Raw genomic sequence first — 19,778 nt, 5'->3', positions numbered from 1 at the left:
ATATTACATCTCCCCTCATTCAATTACTAGTAAGTTAGAGCCAATTTCAAAATCTGCTTCTGTATGTTGTTTTATATCTTCCACTGTGTATGGACTCATCAATTCTTGTAAAACAAGTCCCTCCTTCGTCACTTCCATAACTGCCATATCCGTAATAATTAAATCTACACATTTCTTTGAAGTTAATGGTAATGTACACTCCGAAACAATTTTTGCATTTCCGTATTTATCAACATGGTTCATCACAACAACGACTCGCTTCGCCTTTTGTGCCAAATCCATCGCTCCCCCAATACCTGGAACGCGTTTCCCTGGAACAATCCAGTTTGCTAAATCACCATTCTCACTTACTTGTAATGAACCAAGAATTGTTATATCTAGTAAACCTTTTCGAATCATCCCAAAAGCTGTGCAACTATCAAAATAACTTGCTCCTGTAATAAGAGAGGTTGGCAAACCCGCTGCGTTACATAAATTTCCGTCTTCATTTCCTTTACTTGGCGTAGGTCCCATACCTACGATTCCATTTTCCGCATGAAACATAACATTTATATCGTCAGGCAGATGATTCGGTACAAGCGATGGTATGCCAATTCCTAAATTTACAATCATACCATTTTGTATTTCTTTCGCTGCACGTCTAGCAATCTTATCTCTCACTTCTATGCCCATACCCATTTCCAATTCACTCCTTCCGACGGTACGATATAATTTACAAATACTCCTGGGACAACAATTTCTTCTGGATCTAAACTACCAAGTGGAACGATTTCTTCTGCCTCTACAATCGTTATATCCCCTGCCATAGCTACGTGAGGATTCATATTACGAGCACTTTTGTCAAACACAAGGTTACCAAATGGATCTGCTTTTTTCGCATATACAATCGCAACCTCAGCAGTTAATGCTGTTTCAACTAAATATGTCTTACCATTCATTTCAACTGTACGTTTTCCTTCTTCTACAATCGTATCAACACCTACATCAACTAACACCCCACCAAGTCCTACACCACCAGCGCGAATACGCTCCGCTAATGTTCCTTGGGGAGAAAATTCAACTTGTAACCTTCCTTCGTTTAATTGTCTTCCTGCATTTGGATTTGAACCAATATGAGAAGTAACTAACGATTTTACCCTTTCATTCGTAACAAGACGACCAATTCCTACATCAGGAAATCCTGTGTCATTCCCTATTAAATTTAAATTTGTAACTCCTTTTTCTAATATCGCCTGTATTAAAGATGGAGGGGATCCGATCCCCCCAAATCCCCCAAACATTAATGTCATATCATCGTGGAATAAAGAAATTACTTCCTCAATCTCTTTTAATTTATCGAATGTATTCGTAATAGTTGTCATGCGATACTATGCCCTCCTTTTTGCATCATTTCTTCTACACTTTTTGCAAAAATTGAAAGTAATTCATCTAACTCGGAATATGTAGTTGTCATTGGCGGTGCCACAAGCAGTGCACTATCTTCTTTTCCTGCTTGCCCTGAAACGGCTTGGTATAAGAGAAGACCATTTTTAGCTGCAACCGAAATAAGTTCCGACGCTTTTGTAAACGGTTGCAATTCTACTCCAATCAGCAACCCTTTTCCGCGCACATCCGCAATGATTGTCGATTGTTGTTGAACTTTCTGTAATCCTTTTATTAAATACTCTCCCTTTTCAGCTGTTTTTTCAGGTAGATTATGTTTCTCCATATATTCAATAACAGCTAGCGCTGTTGCTGCAGATAATGGATTTGCACTTAACGTATGCCCACTCATAACAGAACGTGATCCTCGTAAAATTGGCTCCAGAACACGATCACTTACAACCGTCGCTGCCATTGGTGTATACCCAGCTCCTAAACCTTTACCAAGGGTCATAATATCCGGTTCTACACCCCAATGCTCCATCGCAAACCATGCGCCAGTACGACCAAGTCCAGTCATTACTTCATCAGCAATAAATAAAATATCATAATGACTACAAATATCTTTAATGACTTTATAATATTCTTTCGGCGGAACGACTGCGCCTCCAGCTGCTCCGATAATCGGTTCAGCAATAAAAGCTGCGATATGTTCTGCTCCAATTCTTTCAATTGATCTTTCAAGTTCAGTCGCACAAGCAAGCTGACAAGTCGGATATACCTTTTGCACCGGACATCTAAAACAATATGGAGCTGGAATAGTTGGATAATCTTCTAAAATTGACACGAAACGTTGTCTGCGTAGTGGATGCCCAGACATTGATAAGGCTCCCATCGTAATACCGTGATAACTCATCCATCGTGACAAAATTTTATGCTTCCCTTGAATACCTCGCTCTTGAAAATGCTGGATTGCAATTTTCATAGCTGTTTCATTTGCTTCCGTACCACTATTCACAAAAAAGCTCCAGTTCAAATCTCCTACACTTAAATCGCTTAATTTCTTCGCTAATTTTTCAGCTGGTTCACTCGTAAACTGTGATCTATAAACGAAAGCAATCTCCTCTGCTTGTTTTTTGATAACGTCTGCAATCTCCTTTACGCCATGCCCAATCCCTGCCGTAATTGCCCCTGACGAGCCATCAAAATATTTATTTCCGTTTTGATCATACAAATACACACCTTTTCCATGTGAAATCATTGGATACGGCTGACCAACAAGTGGCTTAATTAAGTAATCGCGCATAGCGCTCCCCCATTTCTCCAATTTGTATATATATATGAAGAAAATTGACGTTTCTTTCATAAAAAAGAACCCTCTGCGAAAGCAGTGAATTTATCAAAAAACTATTATAAAATATACAAATGAGTGCTAAATACAATTTTAAAAACAGAAAATTCAGAACTTAAATTGAAGACCAACCCTTATCTATACGCTCAAATAACCCTCCCTTATATAAAATTAACGCTTCACTAAATATTTTTCTAACATAATGCCAGCCTCGCTCAATTGCCGACATTGTGTAAACTTCGACGAAACTCCCTTTAAACTCCTTCCTATTCACCTACTTTATATTGCATATTTTCAAACAAAATTCGACAATTATCCTTACTAAATGCATAGCGATTATTTGTATAGAAACCAATATTCCACATACATTACCGTTCGTTTTATACAATAAAAAAAGAACCGATTAACCACATTAATCAGTTCGGCACGACGCTCTATTACCGGTTAATACCTTCACTTGCAAAAATGAATCAAAAACTATAGCACAAAATCCTTCATAACTTCATTCCCAATCACTTTTGGGATAACCACATCCCAATTCGTCACTCCTTCCCTCAAATTCAAACTACCATTCCTTTATAAATTATGTAGGACAATTATCACTTCGTATGTGTATTTGCCTATAATTTAAAAAATCCCTATTTTTTAAGAATTTCAGACCATGCATTTCAACGTCTTCATTACAAATTTTCTCCTTTAAAAACCATTTTTTCGCATAACCTCGTTCTTGCTAAGCATATAGTTTTAATGATGACAAAGGAGGAATGTTCATGTCTCAATCTGAACTCGAAAAATATGGACAAGAAGTTGCACGTTACGAACAACTCGCTCGTTACTATCAATTTCATAATCCGAAAAAATATGTAGAGTTATATATGAAATATTATGATGCACTTACGAAACTTGTACAGGCATATGAAAAAAGAGATTCACAAGAAGCTACTTTACCGTCACACATAAGGTTTTTTCACTCTGCTTCAAATACACCTGCAGTTGACATTTTAGTAAACGGGCAAAAGGTTATTAAAAATATTTCGTTTAAACAATTTAGTCCCTATTTAACATTAGGGCAAGGTAAATACCGTATAGATATTATTCCTGTCGGAAACGAAACTCCCATTTTTTCAGCTTTAGTACCGATAATGGGAAATCACACTTATACTTTTGCCGCAATAAATAGTGATAATCATCTACAATTACAACCTATGCTTGATAATACACATTTACCAGTTGGCCAAGCAAAAATACGCTTTGCACATTTTTCTCCAGATACCCCTGTTGTAAATATAGATTTAAAAGGTGGAGATCATTTATTTGAAAATGTACTATTTAAACAAATAACAGATTTTTTAGAAGTTAGCCCTGGTACAGCAGATATTGTAGTTTCACTCGCAGATAATCCAAGCGTCTTACTAACTATACCGAATTTCAAAGTCGAACCGAACATCATTTATACAATTTCAATTTTAGGTTATTCAACGAAAGATCCTAAATTAGAAGCCGTTATACTTACGAATTAAAACAGTCTACACCATTCATTTGGTGTAGACTGTTTATTTTTGAAATACAATTTGAAATTCTGTCCAATCGTTATCTGAACGACACATGATGGACCCATTATGTTTTTCTACAATTTGTTTACATACAAATAACCCAATACCAGTTCCTAACTTTTTAGTAGTTACAAATGGTTCAAAAATCGTTTCTACATTTTCAGCTGGAATCATTGGCCCATTATTTTTTATCACAATTCGAATCACTTGATCCTCTTCAAATACGTCAATGATAATTTTTCGTTCTTCTTTCATTGATTCAAGAGCGTCAATTGAGTTCATTAATATATTTAAAACTACTTGTCTCACTTCACTCCGATAGCCAACAAATGAAATTGGATACGGCAAATTCTTTTCAATCGAAACATTTGCATTGACCAAACTCGGATATAAGAACTGTATAATATCTTGAAACAAATCATTAAGCCAAAATCGTTCTGATTCAGTCCACATTTCTTTTTTCGATACGAGTAAAAATTGCGAAATACGAAAATTTAATTGGTCTAATTCATGCGAAATAATATCTAAATACGATAAACTAGGATGATCCGCCTTCAATAATTTGACAAATCCCATTATGGAAGTAAGTGGATTACGAAATTCATGTACAAAACTAGCTGACATTTGCCCTAAAATCGTAAGCCTTTCTTTATGTGTTTCGTTAATATATTGCTGTTTTTCCTCTAAATTTTTTGATATAATTTCCGAGTATTTTAAAACAGTATAATAAATTAATTTGTCAAAACAAGTATGTATTTGAGCCATAATTGGTTTCAATTCACGTGCGCTAACATCTAATTCACACATCGCTTCGAAAAGCTCATTTCTTCCCACATTTGCATTATAAACAAAATCACCAATATTCGCATCTGCTCCTGCACGTTCAATAGCAATTTTCTCGCATAATGGCTGAAGATAATCTATATCTTTTTCTTCCATAGTAAGTTCGATAATTAACTCTAATAAATCCTCTCCATTTTGAACTGCTTCTAGTTTAAATGGATCTTTATCGGAAATTATCATTTTGTTTTTCCAGTTCTCAACGAATTGGTGCCTGTTGTTTTTCAAGTGCGAACAAAATACTTCTTTAATATCCTTATCGATTGGAAAAACCCCCATTCCCTCCATTTCCATGCGACGAACACCCTTTATATTTTGAATATTAACACAAAAATTGCGATTCGTTAATAGATTATTGTCACATTTTGTTAATATGTGTTGATAAAATTTTTATGACTTTATTAATTGTTTAGATTGATACATTCCATTTTCCTTCATTTCATTCAAAGTTTTTTACATTTGATGAGACTTTTTTTGCATCCTGCTTCATTCTTTCGTACAATAGAAAATGAAAGGTGTGAAAAATATGGTAAATAAAAATGTGGAAGATTATCTCCAAGAAGGCATTTACGGCCAAAAGCAGAACAAACCAGAAGAACGTAATATGTATTTAACTACATTACGTGAGCGTGTGGAAATCGCTTTAACTATCGGTCAAGTAATGCAAAGTAATGTATATTCTGAAGTAGCTAGTAGCATGCGCTCTTCTCAATCATTACAAATATTCCTAAATGGTGGCATTGCTTACCCACATTTATCAAAATACATCAAATTAGCAAATGAAAAAAATATTCCTTTTACAATTGTTCAAAATAAAGGTACAGAAACACCAATCGGTTTAGTATTATCTCATAGCACTGCTGTAGATAAAGAACAAATTTATGTAGAAGATGCTATTTTCAAACAAGAAATGAAGTAAAAGGTACACTTAATTAAATAGTTACTAGAAGCGTAAAAAACGAGTATGGAATCGTAAACATTTCCTACTCGTTTTTTAGCGCAAGTTTTAAGTTTCTCTACTTTATTTTTTAATACACACTAATTTCATTTCTGTCATTTCTTCTATTGCATATTTAATACCTTCACGCCCCGTACCACTTTCTTTCACACCACCGTAAGGCATATGATCTACCCTGAACGTTGGAATATCATTTATCATGACACCACCAACTTCTAGCTCATCAATCGCACGCATTGCTTTGAACAAATTATTTGTGAATACGCCTGCTTGTAGACCGTAACGCGAATGATTTACTTTCTCTATTGCTTCATCAAATTCTTTAAATGTATTTACAGTCATGAGTGGACCAAATACTTCTTGGCACTGAACAGATACATGCTCTGGAACATTCGTTAATACAGTTGGTTCAAAAATCCTTTCATCACGTTTCTTACCACCATATAAAACATTCGCTCCTGCTTTAACTGCTTCTTGCACCCACATTTCAATTCGCTCTACATCTTTTTTCGAAATTAAAGCCGATACATCCGTTTCTTCAAGCAGTGGATCACCAACAACAACTGTTTCCATCGCTTTCGTTAGCTTTGAAAGAAATTCATCCATTCTCTTTTCATGTACAAAAACACGTTGTACCGAAATACAAACTTGTCCATTATTAACAAATGCTCCCCATTTTACACGTTCAATTATTTCATCCGTTAATTCTACATCTTCATCAATAATAACAGCAGCATTTGACCCTAGTTCTAGGGTAACTCGCTTTAACCCAGCCTTTGCCTTAATTCCAATGCCAACTTTCGGACTTCCCGTAAAAGTAATGGAAGCAACATCATCATTTGTAACTATCGCCTCACCTACAGTTGAACCAGGACCAGAAATAATATTTAAAGCTCCTTTTGGCAATCCAGCCTCTTCAAATAATTCAACTAATGCATAAGACGATAATGGTGTTTGATCAGCTGGTTTTAATACAACTGTATTTCCGGCAGCAATTGCAGGGCCAACTTTATGTGCTACTAAATTTAATGGAAAGTTAAATGGTGTAATTGCCCCTATAACCCCAATCGGTTTTCTTATTGTATAGGCAATACGGCCATCTGCACCAGGCGCTGCATCAAGTGGCAGTGTCTCGCCGTATATACGCTTCGCTTCTTCCGCTGCAAATTTGTATGTCTGAACGGTACGATCTACTTCTCCCCTCGCAGCACGAATTGGTTTTGCGGCCTCTTTTGCAATAATCTCTGCAAATTCTTCTCTTCTTTCATCCATTTTTTGTGCAACCTTCTCTAAAATAGTCGCACGATCATATGCAGATAATGTATTCATTTTTTTCATTGCATTTTTTGCAGCAGTAACAGCCTCTTTTACATCTTCTTCCGTTCCTTGTGCAATTTCCGCTAATGTATCTTCAGCATATGGTGCGTATAATGGTTTATACGTGTTTACAGACTTCCAATCTCCATTTATATATAAATGCTTTTTCATAATTCTTCCCCTTCCAAATATATGTATACAGCAATACTTCACTTAGTGAAAGGTCTGACTTATGTCATTGTATCATAGCCCTTATTCTCCAAAAAACATTATGCTCAAAAAAACTCTGCCATATAGCAGAGTCTATGAACTAATTTGTTCTTGTAATGAAATTTGTTTTTCATCTTCTAACATAACAATTGATTCTACAGTTTTTGTAACTTCTAATCTCTTAATATAGTGTCCATCTAATTCTTTCACACAAAACTTATAATTTTCAATTTCAATGAAATCCTCTTCAGCAATTTCTATATTCTTCGTTAAAATCCAACCACCTATTGTATCAACACCATTATCATCAATCGTTAAACCTAATAACGTATTTACTTCACTAACTAGCACTTTTCCCTCTAGTATTGTTTTCGTTTCACTTACTTGTTGAATTTCTGGCTGTTCATCTGTATCAAATTCGTCTTGAATATCTCCAACTATTTCTTCTAAAATATCTTCAACAGTAACAAGTCCAGACGTACCACCATATTCATCTATCAATATAGCAATATGTGTTCTTTCTTTTTGCATTTTTAAAAATAAGTCGTGTATTGGGATAGAGTCGATAACTAAAATGATTGGCCTAATATATTGCTCTACTTTCTTATTACTAACCGCCTTATGCTGCACAAAATCTGTGAAAATATCTTTAAAGTTTACAAAACCTATTACGTGATCTTTATCACCATCAACAACTGGATATCTCGTATATTTTTCCCGAGACATTTTTTGCAAAGCTTCTTCAGCAGGCATTTCTTTACTTATAATATGCATCTCAGTTCGGGGTACCATTATTTCTTTTGCTATACGATCATCAAATTCAAAGATTTTATTTACATATTTATATTCAGACTGATTAATCTCGCCATTTTTGTAACTTTCCGAAACTAATAACCGTAATTCTTCTTCTGAATGAACCTCATCGTGCCCTTTCGGCGGTTTCAACCCTAGGAACTTCGTAATAATTCGGGCTGATCCATTTAATAGCCAAATAAACGGAAACGCCATACGATAAAAGAAAATTAACGGTTTAGCAACAAATAAACTCACTTGTTCAGCTTTTTGAATCGCAAATGTTTTTGGGGCCAATTCCCCTATTACAACATGTAAAAATGTAATAAGTAAAAACACTAAAATTACAGCAAAAATGTCTGCTAGTTGAGTAGAAATGTTCAAATTTACAAAAAAAGTGTCAAACATTTGCTTTAATGCAGGTTTACCAAACCACCCAATCCCCAGAGCTGTAACTGTTATTCCTAGCTGACAAGCTGATAAATATTCGTCTAAGTTTGTAATGACTGTTTTGACAGGTGTTGCGCGATTATTTCCTTCCGCAATTAAATAGTCAATTCGTGAACTTCGCACTTTAACAATTGCAAATTCTGCTGCAACGAAAAATGCCGTTAAGGCAATTAAAACAATCACTATACTTATACTATATATGTCCAAATACTTTTCCTTACTTACATTGTAAGCAAGGAAGCCACCTCCTACTTAATTTTATTCAAGTGAAGTAAGCATTCTAATACTTTAACAAAATTCTACATTAGCAACCACCTTTTTATATATTATATGCATACATAAAAAAGATATTTATCATTATGATAATCTAATTCATTTCTCTTAGTCAAATGATTCTAAATCTTACAACGTTTTTTATATACACGATATATTCTTCACAGCCTCATTTCGTGAAAAAACACTTTCTTTGCCGATTCCACACTTCTTTTGTCACACCAGAAGGGAACTTACTTCATAGATCGAAATCATTCAACAGGATATATATAGGAGGGATTATTTTGGAATATAAAACACCATTTATCGCAAAAAAATTAGGTGTTAGCCCAAAAGCTGTTGTCCGGATTGCACAACAATTAAATCTTACGATAGAAAAAAATAAATATGGTCACTTTATTTTTACACAAGATGATTTAGATCAAATGTTAGAATACCATCTTTCACAAATAGAGCATCCCCAAAGCTCTCAACCTGCTCAAAAAACATCATCAAATGATGTTGAAGAATTAAAAACTCAAGTAAACACAATTGTTCAAAACATATCATCGCATGATTTTGAACAATTAACCGCTCAATTAAACACTATTACGAGAAGGCTAGATCGAATGGAAGAACAAATGCAAGATAAAGCAAATGATGTTGTTACATACCAACTTTTACAACATCGCCGTGAAATGGAGGAAATGTTAGAGCGAATTCAAAAGCTAGAAGTTTCCCTTAAGAAAGAAGAACCAATATATATTACTCCTGATACAAAACCAACATATGAACGAGAAAAAAAACCGAAGCGCCGTAAAATGATTTTTAGTATATTTGGATTATAATTTTTAGACCCTTATTAAAATAATAAGGGTCTTTTTTCATGAAGAATGATTTCATATTAAAATAGCATTCTCTTTATTATACATATTCATTTCGTTTTATTTGGTTAACATAATATTTTTACTGTATTCTGCGATTAATGCCTGTGCATGAGCATTCCCTTGAATCACATCTCGAAATTCTTTTAAAGAATACAAATGTGTAGCCCCTTTTCGGGCATGAATTCGTACTGGTACACCTTGTAAAGTATCATGAAACTGAAATGGATTATCTATCGGTTCAATTGGGAAACCGAGTGTTAATAAATACATATACATTCTTTTTGTAACTGCTGCAATATACCATTCTGCTTTCGTTTCTAATGCATGCATAAATAAAATAGCTGTTAATCTTTTGAAGTGTCCTCTTCCACGAGACGTTTTCGCAATACTTAACTTGCCTATTTCATATACATTTTTCAAATCTTTCACTAATTCATTTTTAGAAAACGGATAGAAAAACTCAGAATTCGATTGTTCTGGTACCGTATACTTAATACATTCTACTGTACCGATATGATGTTCATCTTCTATTAATAAAAATCGTGATGGATTTAAATTACGTTCTACGAACATTAAGTTTCTTTCTTCACAAAAATCTCCCCATAGTTGCTCGAACCAAAAATGTTCTTCCTTTGTTTGAACACGCTGGAACATATATACCCGCCTTTCCCATCGCCGCTCTGTTTTTTGATAACGCTTTCACTACCTATCATATAAGAACAAATCTTCGTATGCAACTAAAAATATTTACGACTTATTATATTCTGTAAAATGAATTAAATTCCACCTTTATTGTCTTTTATCCCTCATGTACCGCTCTTCTTACAACATATTTAGATTACTTTCAAATTCAAATCGTATTATGCTTCTTTCCATACTGCATATAATTCTGCTTAATCTAAAAGAAATCCTTTATGAAAAAGGATTTCTTTTACTTCTTAATGCTTTTTAACCACTTCTCAAAAATTTGTACCATTCCATGTTTTCCAGCTAATTTCTCTTCTCCTTGTTTCGTTTTATATGGATATAGTTGCAAGAACATACCGCACCCAGACTCAATTTTTTTACTGTGCATATGACTTCCTGGATATACACAAATGACTTCATAAATGGCCCTTCGATAATAGACTCGTCTTCCATCCTGTTCTTCTACATATTTTATAGACCAGTACTTATACATTTGCTCAGTTGCTTTTGTATTTCCAACGTGCTGAAAAATATTGTACATTGGGCTATACTTCACTTCAATAATAATAGAAGATTGATATACATATTTCTCTTCTTCCTTTACATAACAGTCTAAGCGAATATCTGGCTTCTTCGTGTCTTCTCCATTATAAAAATTACTCCCTTTACTTAATGCAATAAGTGGATGTGTTTCAATTAAATCATTAAATGCGACATTCACTCTAATATCATCTCGATGTAAAACTACTGTCGTTCCATCTTGTAATCCATCAACATAAAAATGTTCCTGTATTTGTTCACGAATGGAATTTCTAGCCTCAAAACCAATTTGCTCTAACATAGAAATAACGATAAAAAAAGCGTAGTATTCATACACTAAAAATGTTGGTTTATAAACAAATAATAAAGATGGGGATTGTTCTGTATATTGTGGAAGTATATCTAAATGCTGTAGTAATTGTTGATGTGGTATCGGTAAATTATGTGTGTTCATGTTACCCGTTTCAGAAACTTCTCTCCAAAATGGAGAATGCGTTAAAGTTTGAAAATATTGTACACTTTCATGTACAAAATGCGCTAATATTTTATATTCTTGTATCTTCATAGAACTTTTTCGTAAATCCGCCTCTTTTAGTAAATGTAAATTTTTATATTTTTGTTTCTCTCTATCGGTAACTGATCCATTACGCTCAATTGTTTGTATAATCGTTTTTACAGCTTGAAATTCTTCAGATTTCTTCCTTTTTGCTCTTTCTAATATTTCAATTGTTTGGCACAAAAAACTTTCAGCTTCAAGTAAATAGAGATAAAATTGCATCGCTTTAAATTTAAGAAATGCATTTTCCTTACTATTTTTTTGTTCTATAAACTTACGATTATAATATTTTGCATACGGTTTTCTATCCGCTACTACGGTTCCTTTTCTCGTTGCTTTACGCTCCTTTTCTTCCCATTTATATTCATGTATAAATTTTGAACTCGATTCTATTTTCTTAAAAATTTGCTTTATCTTTTTCATTTTTTGCGGCAACTTTCTAAGTAACACTAAATAAGAAGAATCTTCAATATCACTAAGTGTAGAGAAAGTCTTTTTATAATAACCTCTATCTAAAATCAACTCATTTAAAATTGATTTCACATAGTTTTGAATCATTTCAAATTGGTCATCAAAAAAATTTTTAGGGACGACTTGAAAAGCGCCATAATACGTTCTATCTTCTATATTCACTTCAAAATGATATAAACCACAACGCCATGGATAAAAGAATTCTGTTTTACCATGTTCATATATTAGTACTTTTTGTTTTTTTTCATTTATTTCATACTTTGACTCTTTTATATTTTTCTGACCCTCATATACTTTATTCCATATAAAAGTAATATTCATTGGACTTTCATAATGGTAATGCAATCTGATTGGTTTTAATTCTTGTACTTTATAAATACATTGAACTAATGCTGTAGTAGATGTACAAAGACGATTTAATAAAATATATTCCCCTTTTGCCTCTGTTCCAATGATTAACTTTAATACAAAAGGAAGTGTTTCTTTCGTATCAACGATTTCTGTTTCATATCGCCCTTCATTTTGCATAGCCATACAACTCCAGTTCTCTACGCTTTTCTCTTATATATGCTAAAGAGTGTTCAAATGTAGATACTCTGTTTGCAAGTGGAGATTGCAAGAGAGGTACTAATGTCGCTCCCCTTTTTACTTCTTCTGAAAGTAAAGAACCCACCATCATTTCAGTCCCTCTTATTTTCGTCAATACACGTTGCTTTATTTGTAAATCAAATCCCTCTTCTCTACTGATCATATAGGAATGATTATTTTGGAACGGTATATTTTGCAAGTAAGTAGCTATTGCGTTTGCACATCGAAAAGAAATTCCCTTTGACGCATCGTGTGATGACAATACACCATGTAACTTATCTAATAGCTCTAACTCTTCTTCAGAAAACACTTCAATCATTGATTTATTCCTGACCCAATTTATGCGAAATTCTCCTGCAGTTACTTTCAGAGGTGGTTGTAATACAACTTTCTCTTGTTCCATACACATCTCACAAAACGGAATCTTTCGTAAAGTTATTACATTCGTCCGATCTAATAATCGATCTGAGAGCTCTTTCGTTGTTTCATCAAAATTTACAGTACCTACAAATATAATATTTTCTCCAATTTCAATTGTTGGTGGAATTGGATTTTCTTTTTCTTGTACACCTTCATACAAATTTAAAATACGGTTTTGCTTTTCAAGTTGAAGAACAGATAGAAACGGAGTAAACCAATGCTCAATATGTGACATATTCATTTCATCAAAAACGATTATATACAGTTGATTTTGATTTTCTTTTGCTTTCATTAATGCCCTAACTAATTTTGTTTCACTTTCAATAAAAGTACCATTTGGGTGAAGGTAACCAAGTAAATCATGTGGTTCTTGGTACGATGGTGAAATCGGAATCCAAACCAATTCTTCCCCATACTTTAATCCGAGTGCTTCTGCATAAGCTTGCACAAAACGGGATTTCCCAGCGCCTGGTATACCACCAAGAATCGTCAACATATTTGTTTTTACGCTTATATGAAAATTATAAATATCCGTTTCATCCAAATATATCCCTTTATTACGCACAAAACTTTTTACATACTGTAAAAAGACGGATTCACGCTCATCCCATTCCCATTCATCCTTATGCACTTTTATTTCCTCTACCTCTACAAGCTTACCTTCTTCAGTCATTCGTTTTTTTAATTGCTCATACACATGATTGCTTACAAAATATAATTGATCTTCTACCGCTATTTCTACATACTTCATCCAGTCATTTAATTCTATATACTTACATTCCCGCTGCTGTTCAAAATATGCGATTGAACTAATTGATGATGACTTTAAAGATATATTTCCATATAACCTTCCCTCGTGCCACAATAATTCAGGAGGCTCAAAGTCTTTCGGATATTTTGGCATTAGAAATGACAAATAACCATTACTAAGTTTTCTTTCTAAAGACTCTCCCTTTCTATAATCGGAAACTTTAGGTACTGGAATCATTTTATAGTCGTTTGCCATTTCTCGCGGTTCTTCTGCACAAATTAACTCCACGTATATATGTCCTCTTTCATAATAGAGACGAAATATAACCAATTGTTTTTCTAATTTTCTTTTCTTTAATTCCGAAAAGACTTTTTCATTCTTTTTATTGCTACATAAACCTTCAAATACGTATGCTTCATTTTTTAATTGCTCTTGTAACGTGAATGGTATTGGCGATAGGCATTGTACAAAGAAATTTTCTCCACTCTTCTCTCTCTCTGCTTTTGTAAACTTTCCGATAAACCTCATATAGTACATTCGTTTTATAAAACTTGGCTGAAGAGCTTTATGTAATTTCACCTTCGTCACCTTCTTTTTTTCATACTATTCTTAGTGTATGAAAGAAACACAAAACTAGAAACAAAAAACCTGACGTTATCCGCCAGGTTCAAAATGAAAACGTATATTAATGAGATGGAAATGCTTTTTTTTCTTGTAAAATGGCATTATGGGCAATTTTTATTTTAGCAAGTACATATCGTAATCGATCTTCAGCGTTTTCATCTTTATTTTGCTGTAATTCCGCCAAATTCTCTACAGCACTCGCTAAATTTTCAATCACTCCTCGCAGTTCAGGATGATGATTAAAAAAAGATTCTTGCACTAATACTTTCCTTACTTCACTCGCTAAATCAGCAATTCTAGTCAACTGTTCTTTTTCTTCCATTTTCATCCCTCCTGAATATCTTATGTATTAAATATTCTCTAGACAAAGAAAAAAGCCCTTTAAATGAAAAGGACTTTTACATTTTTATATTTCCAGTCAATAACATATAAAGAGATGTGACAGCTGCAACTACAATTGCCCACATTACATATCTCTCTATGCCAGTAAAACAACGATTCCCTTTTTCTTTTCTTGCATACATATAAACAATAATCCCGATTCCATATACGATTGAAACGAGTAATAAATTCTTTAAACCAGCTGCATAAATAAGCCATACAGAGTAAATGGAAGCAGCTAAAGCTAGCAAACCGTTTTTTACTTTTGCATCTTTTAGTTCATTTGTAATTACCAATTTAAATTGGAATAACGCTGATAATAAATATGGTACTAAAATTGATGTTGATGCTATGAAATACATAATTTGATATGTTGATTCTGAAAACAGAACAATTATAAAGATAATTTGGGCAACACCATTTGAGATCCATAATGCCATATGCGGCGTTTGTTTTTTATTTGTTTTTGTAAAGACTTTCGGAAACACGCCATCTTTTCCTGCTACGTGGGAAATTTCAGAAACAAGTAAAAACCAACCTATTAATGTACCTACAAGTGAAGCAACTAATCCGATATTAATCGCAACTGCGCCCCATGTCCCAACAACATGTTCTAATACATGTCCCATTGACGGCGTTTCTAAAACAGCAAGCTCTCCCCTTGTCATCGCTCCCATTGATAGAACAGAAATTAAAATATAAATAGACATTACTAAAATAAGCCCTAATACTGTCGCTTTACCTACATCTCGACTATTTTTTGCTCTTCCAGATAATACTACCGCTCCTTCAACCCCAATGAAAACCCAAAGAGTTACAAGCATTGTATTTTTCACTTGACCAAGTATAGAGGAAACTGAAATAGTTCCTTCTCCCCAAAAATCATGTGTAAATGTATCCCATCGAAACGCTGTTACCATGGCAACAATGAATAATACGATTGGAACCAATTTTCCTATTGTTGCGATCACATTCATAATTGATGCTTCACGAATTCCAAATAAAATTAGAAAATGAAGTGTCCATAATAAAAGCGATGCTCCAACGATAGACGCAACATTATTTCCGCCTTTAAAAATGGGGAAGAAATAACCTAATGTACTAAACAGTAACATGATTGTTGCAACGTTTCCTAAAATTCCTGCTAGCCAGTATCCCCAAGCACTGTTAAATCCAATATATTCACCGAAACCAGCACGTGCATAACTATAAATTCCGCCCTCAAGCTCCGGTTTTTGTCTTGCTAACGTTTGATATACGAGCGCAAGTGGAATCATTCCCATCGCTGTAATACACCAGCCAATTATTATAGATCCACTATTCGCTCCTACTGCTAAATCATGCGGTAAACTAAAAACACCGCCACCAACCATTGTTCCGACTACTAATGCAATTAATGGAAAAAACCCTAACTTCTTTTCTATTTGTACCACCCCATCTGTCATTCTAGGTGTTATGTTCGTTCAACTATTAAAGTCACCTTTTCTCTAATAGACGTTTCTCTTATATTTTTTCAGGAAAACATTACTTATTCTAAAAGAAAATGAAGAAAAATGGAATACTTTTTTGAAAAAATGTATAAGTATGCACAAAAAAACCGGTCATTTTGTAATGAACGGTCATTTCGCACATATAAATTTGTATATTTTTTGTAAAATTAACGAATTAAATTCTCCTTTTGTAAAAATTGTTTCGCAACCTCTTCACTTCTTTTCCCATTCACATTTACTTCATAATTCATTTTTCGCATTTCTTCATCTGTAATCTTCCCAGATAATTTATTTAACACTTTTTCAAGTTCAGGATATTTCTGTAATGTCTCTTTTCTTAATAATGGTGCACCTTGGTATGGTGGGAATAATCCTTTATCATCTTTTAGTACTTTAAGTCCGTATTGCTCCAGCTCACTATCTGTTGAATATGCATCGATTACGTTAACATCCCCTGATTGAATTGCACTATAACGTAGTTTCGGTTCCATCGTTTTCACATTTGAAAACTTATAGTTATATAATTTTTGCATTCCTTTATAACCGTCTTCACGATCAGCAAATTCTAATGTGAATCCTACTTTCGCATCCTGTGCAATTTTCCCTAAATCAGAAATTGTATTTATATTATTTTGAGCTGCTATTTTTTTCGGCATAGCTAATGCATATGTATTGTTATACTCCATTGGCTTCAACATGGCCATATTATATTTCTTTTCCATTCCTATGCGAGCTTGTTCATATACTTCATCACGATTTGTACTTCTCGGTTCTTCCTTCACGAAAGTAGATAAAGCTGTTCCTGAAAACTCTGGGTATATATCTACTTCTCCTGATTTTAACGCTTCAAATACAAACGCTGTTTTTCCAAGACCTGGTTTTAATTGTACGTGTAAATCGGTATCTTGTTCAATAAGCTGCTTATACATTTGAATCAAAATTTCAGGTTCTGATCCAAGTTTCCCCGCAATAACAATATCTTTCTTTTGCGTATTCCAAAGAAATGGAGCGGCGACCATTACAAGAGCGATGCATATCGTCAATATAACACGCTTAGAAGAGCGTTTTGGTTGTTCAAGTATGCGAAGTACTACATCAAAGAATAAAGCGAGTAACGCGGCTGGTACGGCCCCTAAAATGATAAGCGCATGATCATTCCGATCGATACCAAGTAAAATGAGTTTACCGAGCCCACCAGCACCTATAAGAGCTGCTAATGTAGCTGTTCCAACAATTAATACCATCGCCGTACGAATACCGGCCATAATAATTGGTAAGGCAAGAGGAAGTTCTACCTTCCACAGTCTTCTCCAACTATTCATCCCCATAGCTCTCGCTGCTTCTATTAGAGATTCATCTAATCCCCTTATTCCTGTATATGTATTTCGTAAAATAGGTAATAGTGCATACACAACTAATGCAATAATGGCTGGAAGTTTGCCAATTCCTACTAACGGAATTAAGAGTCCTAGTAATGCAAGCGATGGGACCGTCTGCATTACTGCTGAAGTTCCTATTATAAACTCAGCCAGTCGTTCTTTTCTCGTTAATAAAATGCCAAGTGGCACTGCAATAATTACTGCAAAAAATAATGAAATAAGCGATATTTGTAAATGCTCACTTAATGCAGTTAGTAATTCTATTTTTCGTTCTTGGAACGTTTGTATAAAATCAGTCACTGTTTAGCCTCTTTCCTTCATTTGTTCAACAATGTAATTGACAATATGACGACTTGTTAAAGCACCAACATATTGACCATTTTCTTCAACTGGAACGACTTCTTCAGCTCGTACACGAACTAATGCTTCTTGTAAAGAAGAATGTAATGATAGTGCCTCCCCTTCTACCCGCATGCTTTCATCAAGTGGTAATACATCTTCTATACTTTTCCCCTCATACCAAGGTCGTCCACGATTTCCAATGAACTCCTCTACAAATTCATTTTTCGGATTATGTATAATACCTTCTGGTGTATCTAATTGAACAACTTTTCCTTCTTTCATAATACAAATACGATCTCCAAGCGATAACGCTTCTTGCATATCATGCGTTACGAACACAATTGTTTTTTGAATCTTTTTTTGCAATTGTACAATATCCTTCTGAAGCTGTTCCCTACTTAACGGATCTAACGCACTAAACGGTTCATCCATAAGAACGATTTTCGGATTTGCGGCTAATGCCCTTACGACACCAACACGTTGCTTTTGCCCCCCTGACAATTCATCAGGCATACGATTACGATATACATCTGGTTCTAGCCCGACCATCTGTAGCAACTCATCGACACGGGCTTTTATTTTTTCTTTATTCCATTTTCTCATTTCAGGAACAACTGCAATATTTTCTGCAATTGTCATATGCGGAAACAAAGCGATTTGCTGCAGCACGTACCCTATATCCCAACGTAATTCATTAATATTATATTGTTGAATATCTTTTCCATCGATTAAAATTGAGCCTTCTGTCGTTTCAATTAAACGATTAATCATCTTCATTGTCGTTGTTTTCCCGCAACCACTCGGACCAATGAGAACAAAAAATTCTCCTTTTTTAATTTCTAAATGCAATGAATCCACTGCTTTTGTGCCATCTTCATATGATTTTGACACTTGATTAAACTGAATCACAAATACAACTCCTTTATCGTTGTTTTCTTTATTTTGATGGAATATGGAATTCATTTCAAATGATACGCATTATTCCACAAAAAAAGAGCTCACATTTGAGCTCTAACGGTCTAACAATATTGTTTTCATTATAGCAGCATATTCACGCACATACATTTTTCTCTTAGAACGCATTGGTGTTTCAGCAGCTAGTGCCTCCATCTTCATACCTAAACGCTTTGCAATTATTTTCGTTCTATATAAATGATACGTATTACTTACAACTACCGCATGTTTCACATCATATAAATCCATACTAAACTTTAAATTTTCATACGTATTTGTAGAGCTGTCTTCTATTAAAATACGACTCTCATCTATACCATGTGCCATTAAATAGTTTCTCATACTGTGAGCTTCTGGTATATCTTCATCTTCCCCTTGACCGCCTGAAACAATTACTTTTACATCAGGATGAGAATATAAGTATTCCAGCGCTACATCTAAACGATTTCGAAGAGATAAAGACGGTCTATCTCCAAATAACTTTGCACCCAGTATAAGAACGTACGGAGAGTCATGGCTCAACTTTTCACGAGCAACTTTCTTCATTTGAAACGTCATATAAATAATGTATATTGGTGGTAATAATAAGATGCTAAGCAAGATCCATTTGTTCATAAATAAGT

17 protein-coding genes are annotated in these 19,778 nt (G+C 34.1%); 3 read left to right on the top strand and 14 right to left on the bottom strand.

Annotated features, from left to right (window positions below; all coding sequences use genetic code 11):
- Positions 1-15 precede the first annotated feature (15 nt).
- From ACQVV1_RS00470 to ACQVV1_RS00460, 3 genes are read right to left on the bottom strand one after another with little or no spacing between them, the layout of a single operon-like run.
- Positions 16-678 carry a CoA transferase subunit B gene (locus ACQVV1_RS00470; protein WP_242251857.1) on the bottom strand — a complete coding sequence of 221 codons (663 nt, stop codon included), beginning with the start codon at positions 676-678 and terminating at the stop codon, positions 16-18.
- Positions 663-1,361: an acetate CoA-transferase subunit alpha gene (gene atoD, locus ACQVV1_RS00465; protein WP_063223428.1), complete on the bottom strand. Its 699-nt coding sequence runs from the start codon at positions 1,359-1,361 to the stop codon at positions 663-665. The genes ACQVV1_RS00470 and atoD overlap by 16 nt, the downstream gene beginning before the upstream one ends.
- A complete protein-coding gene (locus ACQVV1_RS00460) occupies positions 1,358-2,668 on the bottom strand; it encodes an aspartate aminotransferase family protein (protein ID WP_063223429.1) in 1,311 nt (436 codons plus the stop codon). Before ACQVV1_RS00460 ends, atoD begins: the two co-directional genes overlap by 4 nt.
- An 815-nt stretch (positions 2,669-3,483) precedes the next feature.
- On the opposite strand from ACQVV1_RS00460, the gene ACQVV1_RS00455 reads away from it, so the two are divergent.
- Positions 3,484-4,233, top strand: coding sequence for a DUF4397 domain-containing protein (locus ACQVV1_RS00455; RefSeq protein WP_242251856.1), 750 nt, complete (start codon positions 3,484-3,486; stop codon positions 4,231-4,233).
- 33 nt (positions 4,234-4,266) lie between these two features.
- On the opposite strand, the gene ACQVV1_RS00450 is transcribed toward ACQVV1_RS00455, so the two are convergent.
- The gene (locus tag ACQVV1_RS00450) at positions 4,267-5,400 is read right to left on the bottom strand and encodes a BA2291 family sporulation histidine kinase (protein WP_080468540.1); all 1,134 of its coding nucleotides are present in this window, start codon (positions 5,398-5,400) and stop codon (positions 4,267-4,269) included.
- A 232-nt stretch (positions 5,401-5,632) separates the two neighbouring features.
- Here ACQVV1_RS00450 and ACQVV1_RS00445 point away from each other — a divergent pair, with 232 nt between their 5' ends.
- A complete protein-coding gene (locus ACQVV1_RS00445) occupies positions 5,633-6,025 on the top strand; it encodes a YueI family protein (RefSeq protein ID WP_063223431.1) in 393 nt (130 codons plus the stop codon).
- Positions 6,026-6,127: 102 nt separating this feature from the next.
- Here the strand turns inward: ACQVV1_RS00445 and ACQVV1_RS00440 are convergent, their stop codons facing one another.
- Together ACQVV1_RS00440 and ACQVV1_RS00435 are read right to left on the bottom strand one after the other, a co-directional pair.
- A complete protein-coding gene (locus ACQVV1_RS00440; RefSeq protein WP_199677600.1) occupies positions 6,128-7,552 on the bottom strand; it encodes an aldehyde dehydrogenase family protein in 1,425 nt (474 codons plus the stop codon).
- 132 nt (positions 7,553-7,684) lie between these two features.
- Complete coding sequence (locus ACQVV1_RS00435; RefSeq protein ID WP_242251855.1) at positions 7,685-9,040, bottom strand: hemolysin family protein; 1,356 nt, start codon at positions 9,038-9,040, stop codon at positions 7,685-7,687.
- A 350-nt stretch (positions 9,041-9,390) separates the two neighbouring features.
- Here ACQVV1_RS00435 and racA point away from each other — a divergent pair, with 350 nt between their 5' ends.
- Positions 9,391-9,933 (top strand): chromosome-anchoring protein RacA, encoded by a 543-nt coding sequence (gene racA, locus ACQVV1_RS00430; RefSeq protein WP_063223434.1) that lies wholly within the window; start codon positions 9,391-9,393, stop codon positions 9,931-9,933.
- A 96-nt stretch (positions 9,934-10,029) separates the two neighbouring features.
- Here racA and ACQVV1_RS00425 read toward each other — a convergent pair whose 3' ends face one another.
- The 8 genes from ACQVV1_RS00425 to ACQVV1_RS00390 all read right to left on the bottom strand — a co-directional run bounded on the left by ACQVV1_RS00425 (position 10,030) and on the right by ACQVV1_RS00390 (position 19,770).
- Positions 10,030-10,626, bottom strand: a complete 597-nt coding sequence (locus ACQVV1_RS00425) for a hypothetical protein (RefSeq protein ID WP_309260127.1) — start codon at positions 10,624-10,626, stop codon at positions 10,030-10,032.
- Positions 10,627-10,903: 277 nt separating this feature from the next.
- Positions 10,904-12,754, bottom strand: coding sequence for a hypothetical protein (locus ACQVV1_RS00420; RefSeq protein WP_431168421.1), 1,851 nt, complete (start codon positions 12,752-12,754; stop codon positions 10,904-10,906).
- A complete protein-coding gene (locus ACQVV1_RS00415) occupies positions 12,744-14,564 on the bottom strand; it encodes a DUF8727 domain-containing protein (RefSeq protein WP_431168420.1) in 1,821 nt (606 codons plus the stop codon). The genes ACQVV1_RS00420 and ACQVV1_RS00415 overlap by 11 nt, the downstream gene beginning before the upstream one ends.
- 106 nt (positions 14,565-14,670) lie before the next feature.
- Positions 14,671-14,931: a hypothetical protein gene (locus ACQVV1_RS00410; RefSeq protein ID WP_063223437.1), complete on the bottom strand. Its 261-nt coding sequence runs from the start codon at positions 14,929-14,931 to the stop codon at positions 14,671-14,673.
- Positions 14,932-15,007: 76 nt separating this feature from the next.
- Positions 15,008-16,435, bottom strand: coding sequence for an arginine-ornithine antiporter (gene arcD, locus ACQVV1_RS00405; protein WP_431168419.1), 1,428 nt, complete (start codon positions 16,433-16,435; stop codon positions 15,008-15,010).
- Between the two features lie 212 nt (positions 16,436-16,647).
- Positions 16,648-18,159, bottom strand: coding sequence for an ABC transporter permease/substrate-binding protein (locus ACQVV1_RS00400; RefSeq protein WP_242251851.1), 1,512 nt, complete (start codon positions 18,157-18,159; stop codon positions 16,648-16,650).
- Positions 18,160-18,162: 3 nt separating this feature from the next.
- Complete coding sequence (locus ACQVV1_RS00395; protein ID WP_063223440.1) at positions 18,163-19,110, bottom strand: ABC transporter ATP-binding protein; 948 nt, start codon at positions 19,108-19,110, stop codon at positions 18,163-18,165.
- A 102-nt stretch (positions 19,111-19,212) separates the two neighbouring features.
- Positions 19,213-19,770 carry a YdcF family protein gene (locus tag ACQVV1_RS00390; protein WP_309260125.1) on the bottom strand — a complete coding sequence of 186 codons (558 nt, stop codon included), beginning with the start codon at positions 19,768-19,770 and terminating at the stop codon, positions 19,213-19,215.
- Between the last annotated feature and the right edge of the window lie 8 nt (positions 19,771-19,778).

Source organism: Bacillus basilensis (assembly GCF_050630465.1).
Taxonomy (GTDB): domain Bacteria; phylum Bacillota; class Bacilli; order Bacillales; family Bacillaceae_G; genus Bacillus_A; species Bacillus_A basilensis.
Note: the sequence above shows the minus strand (reverse complement) of the source record. Positions and strands in the feature narration are given on the sequence as shown.

Bases quoted from the DNA above. Each gene is read 5' to 3' on its own strand.
- arcD (WP_431168419.1), bottom strand. From the start codon at position 16,435: ATGACAGATGGGGTGGTACAAATAGAAAAGAAGTTAGGGTTTTTTCCA.
- ACQVV1_RS00470 (WP_242251857.1), bottom strand. From the start codon at position 678: ATGGGTATGGGCATAGAAGTGAGAGATAAGATTGCTAGACGTGCAGCG.
- ACQVV1_RS00410 (WP_063223437.1), bottom strand. From the start codon at position 14,931: ATGGAAGAAAAAGAACAGTTGACTAGAATTGCTGATTTAGCGAGTGAA.
- ACQVV1_RS00445 (WP_063223431.1), top strand. From the start codon at position 5,633: ATGGTAAATAAAAATGTGGAAGATTATCTCCAAGAAGGCATTTACGGC.
- ACQVV1_RS00425 (WP_309260127.1), bottom strand. From the start codon at position 10,626: ATGTTCCAGCGTGTTCAAACAAAGGAAGAACATTTTTGGTTCGAGCAA.
- ACQVV1_RS00420 (WP_431168421.1), bottom strand. From the start codon at position 12,754: ATGCAAAATGAAGGGCGATATGAAACAGAAATCGTTGATACGAAAGAA.
- ACQVV1_RS00460 (WP_063223429.1), bottom strand. From the start codon at position 2,668: ATGCGCGATTACTTAATTAAGCCACTTGTTGGTCAGCCGTATCCAATG.
- atoD (WP_063223428.1), bottom strand. From the start codon at position 1,361: ATGACAACTATTACGAATACATTCGATAAATTAAAAGAGATTGAGGAA.
- ACQVV1_RS00455 (WP_242251856.1), top strand. From the start codon at position 3,484: ATGTCTCAATCTGAACTCGAAAAATATGGACAAGAAGTTGCACGTTAC.
- ACQVV1_RS00440 (WP_199677600.1), bottom strand. From the start codon at position 7,552: ATGAAAAAGCATTTATATATAAATGGAGATTGGAAGTCTGTAAACACG.
- ACQVV1_RS00390 (WP_309260125.1), bottom strand. From the start codon at position 19,770: ATGAACAAATGGATCTTGCTTAGCATCTTATTATTACCACCAATATAC.
- ACQVV1_RS00450 (WP_080468540.1), bottom strand. From the start codon at position 5,400: ATGGAAATGGAGGGAATGGGGGTTTTTCCAATCGATAAGGATATTAAA.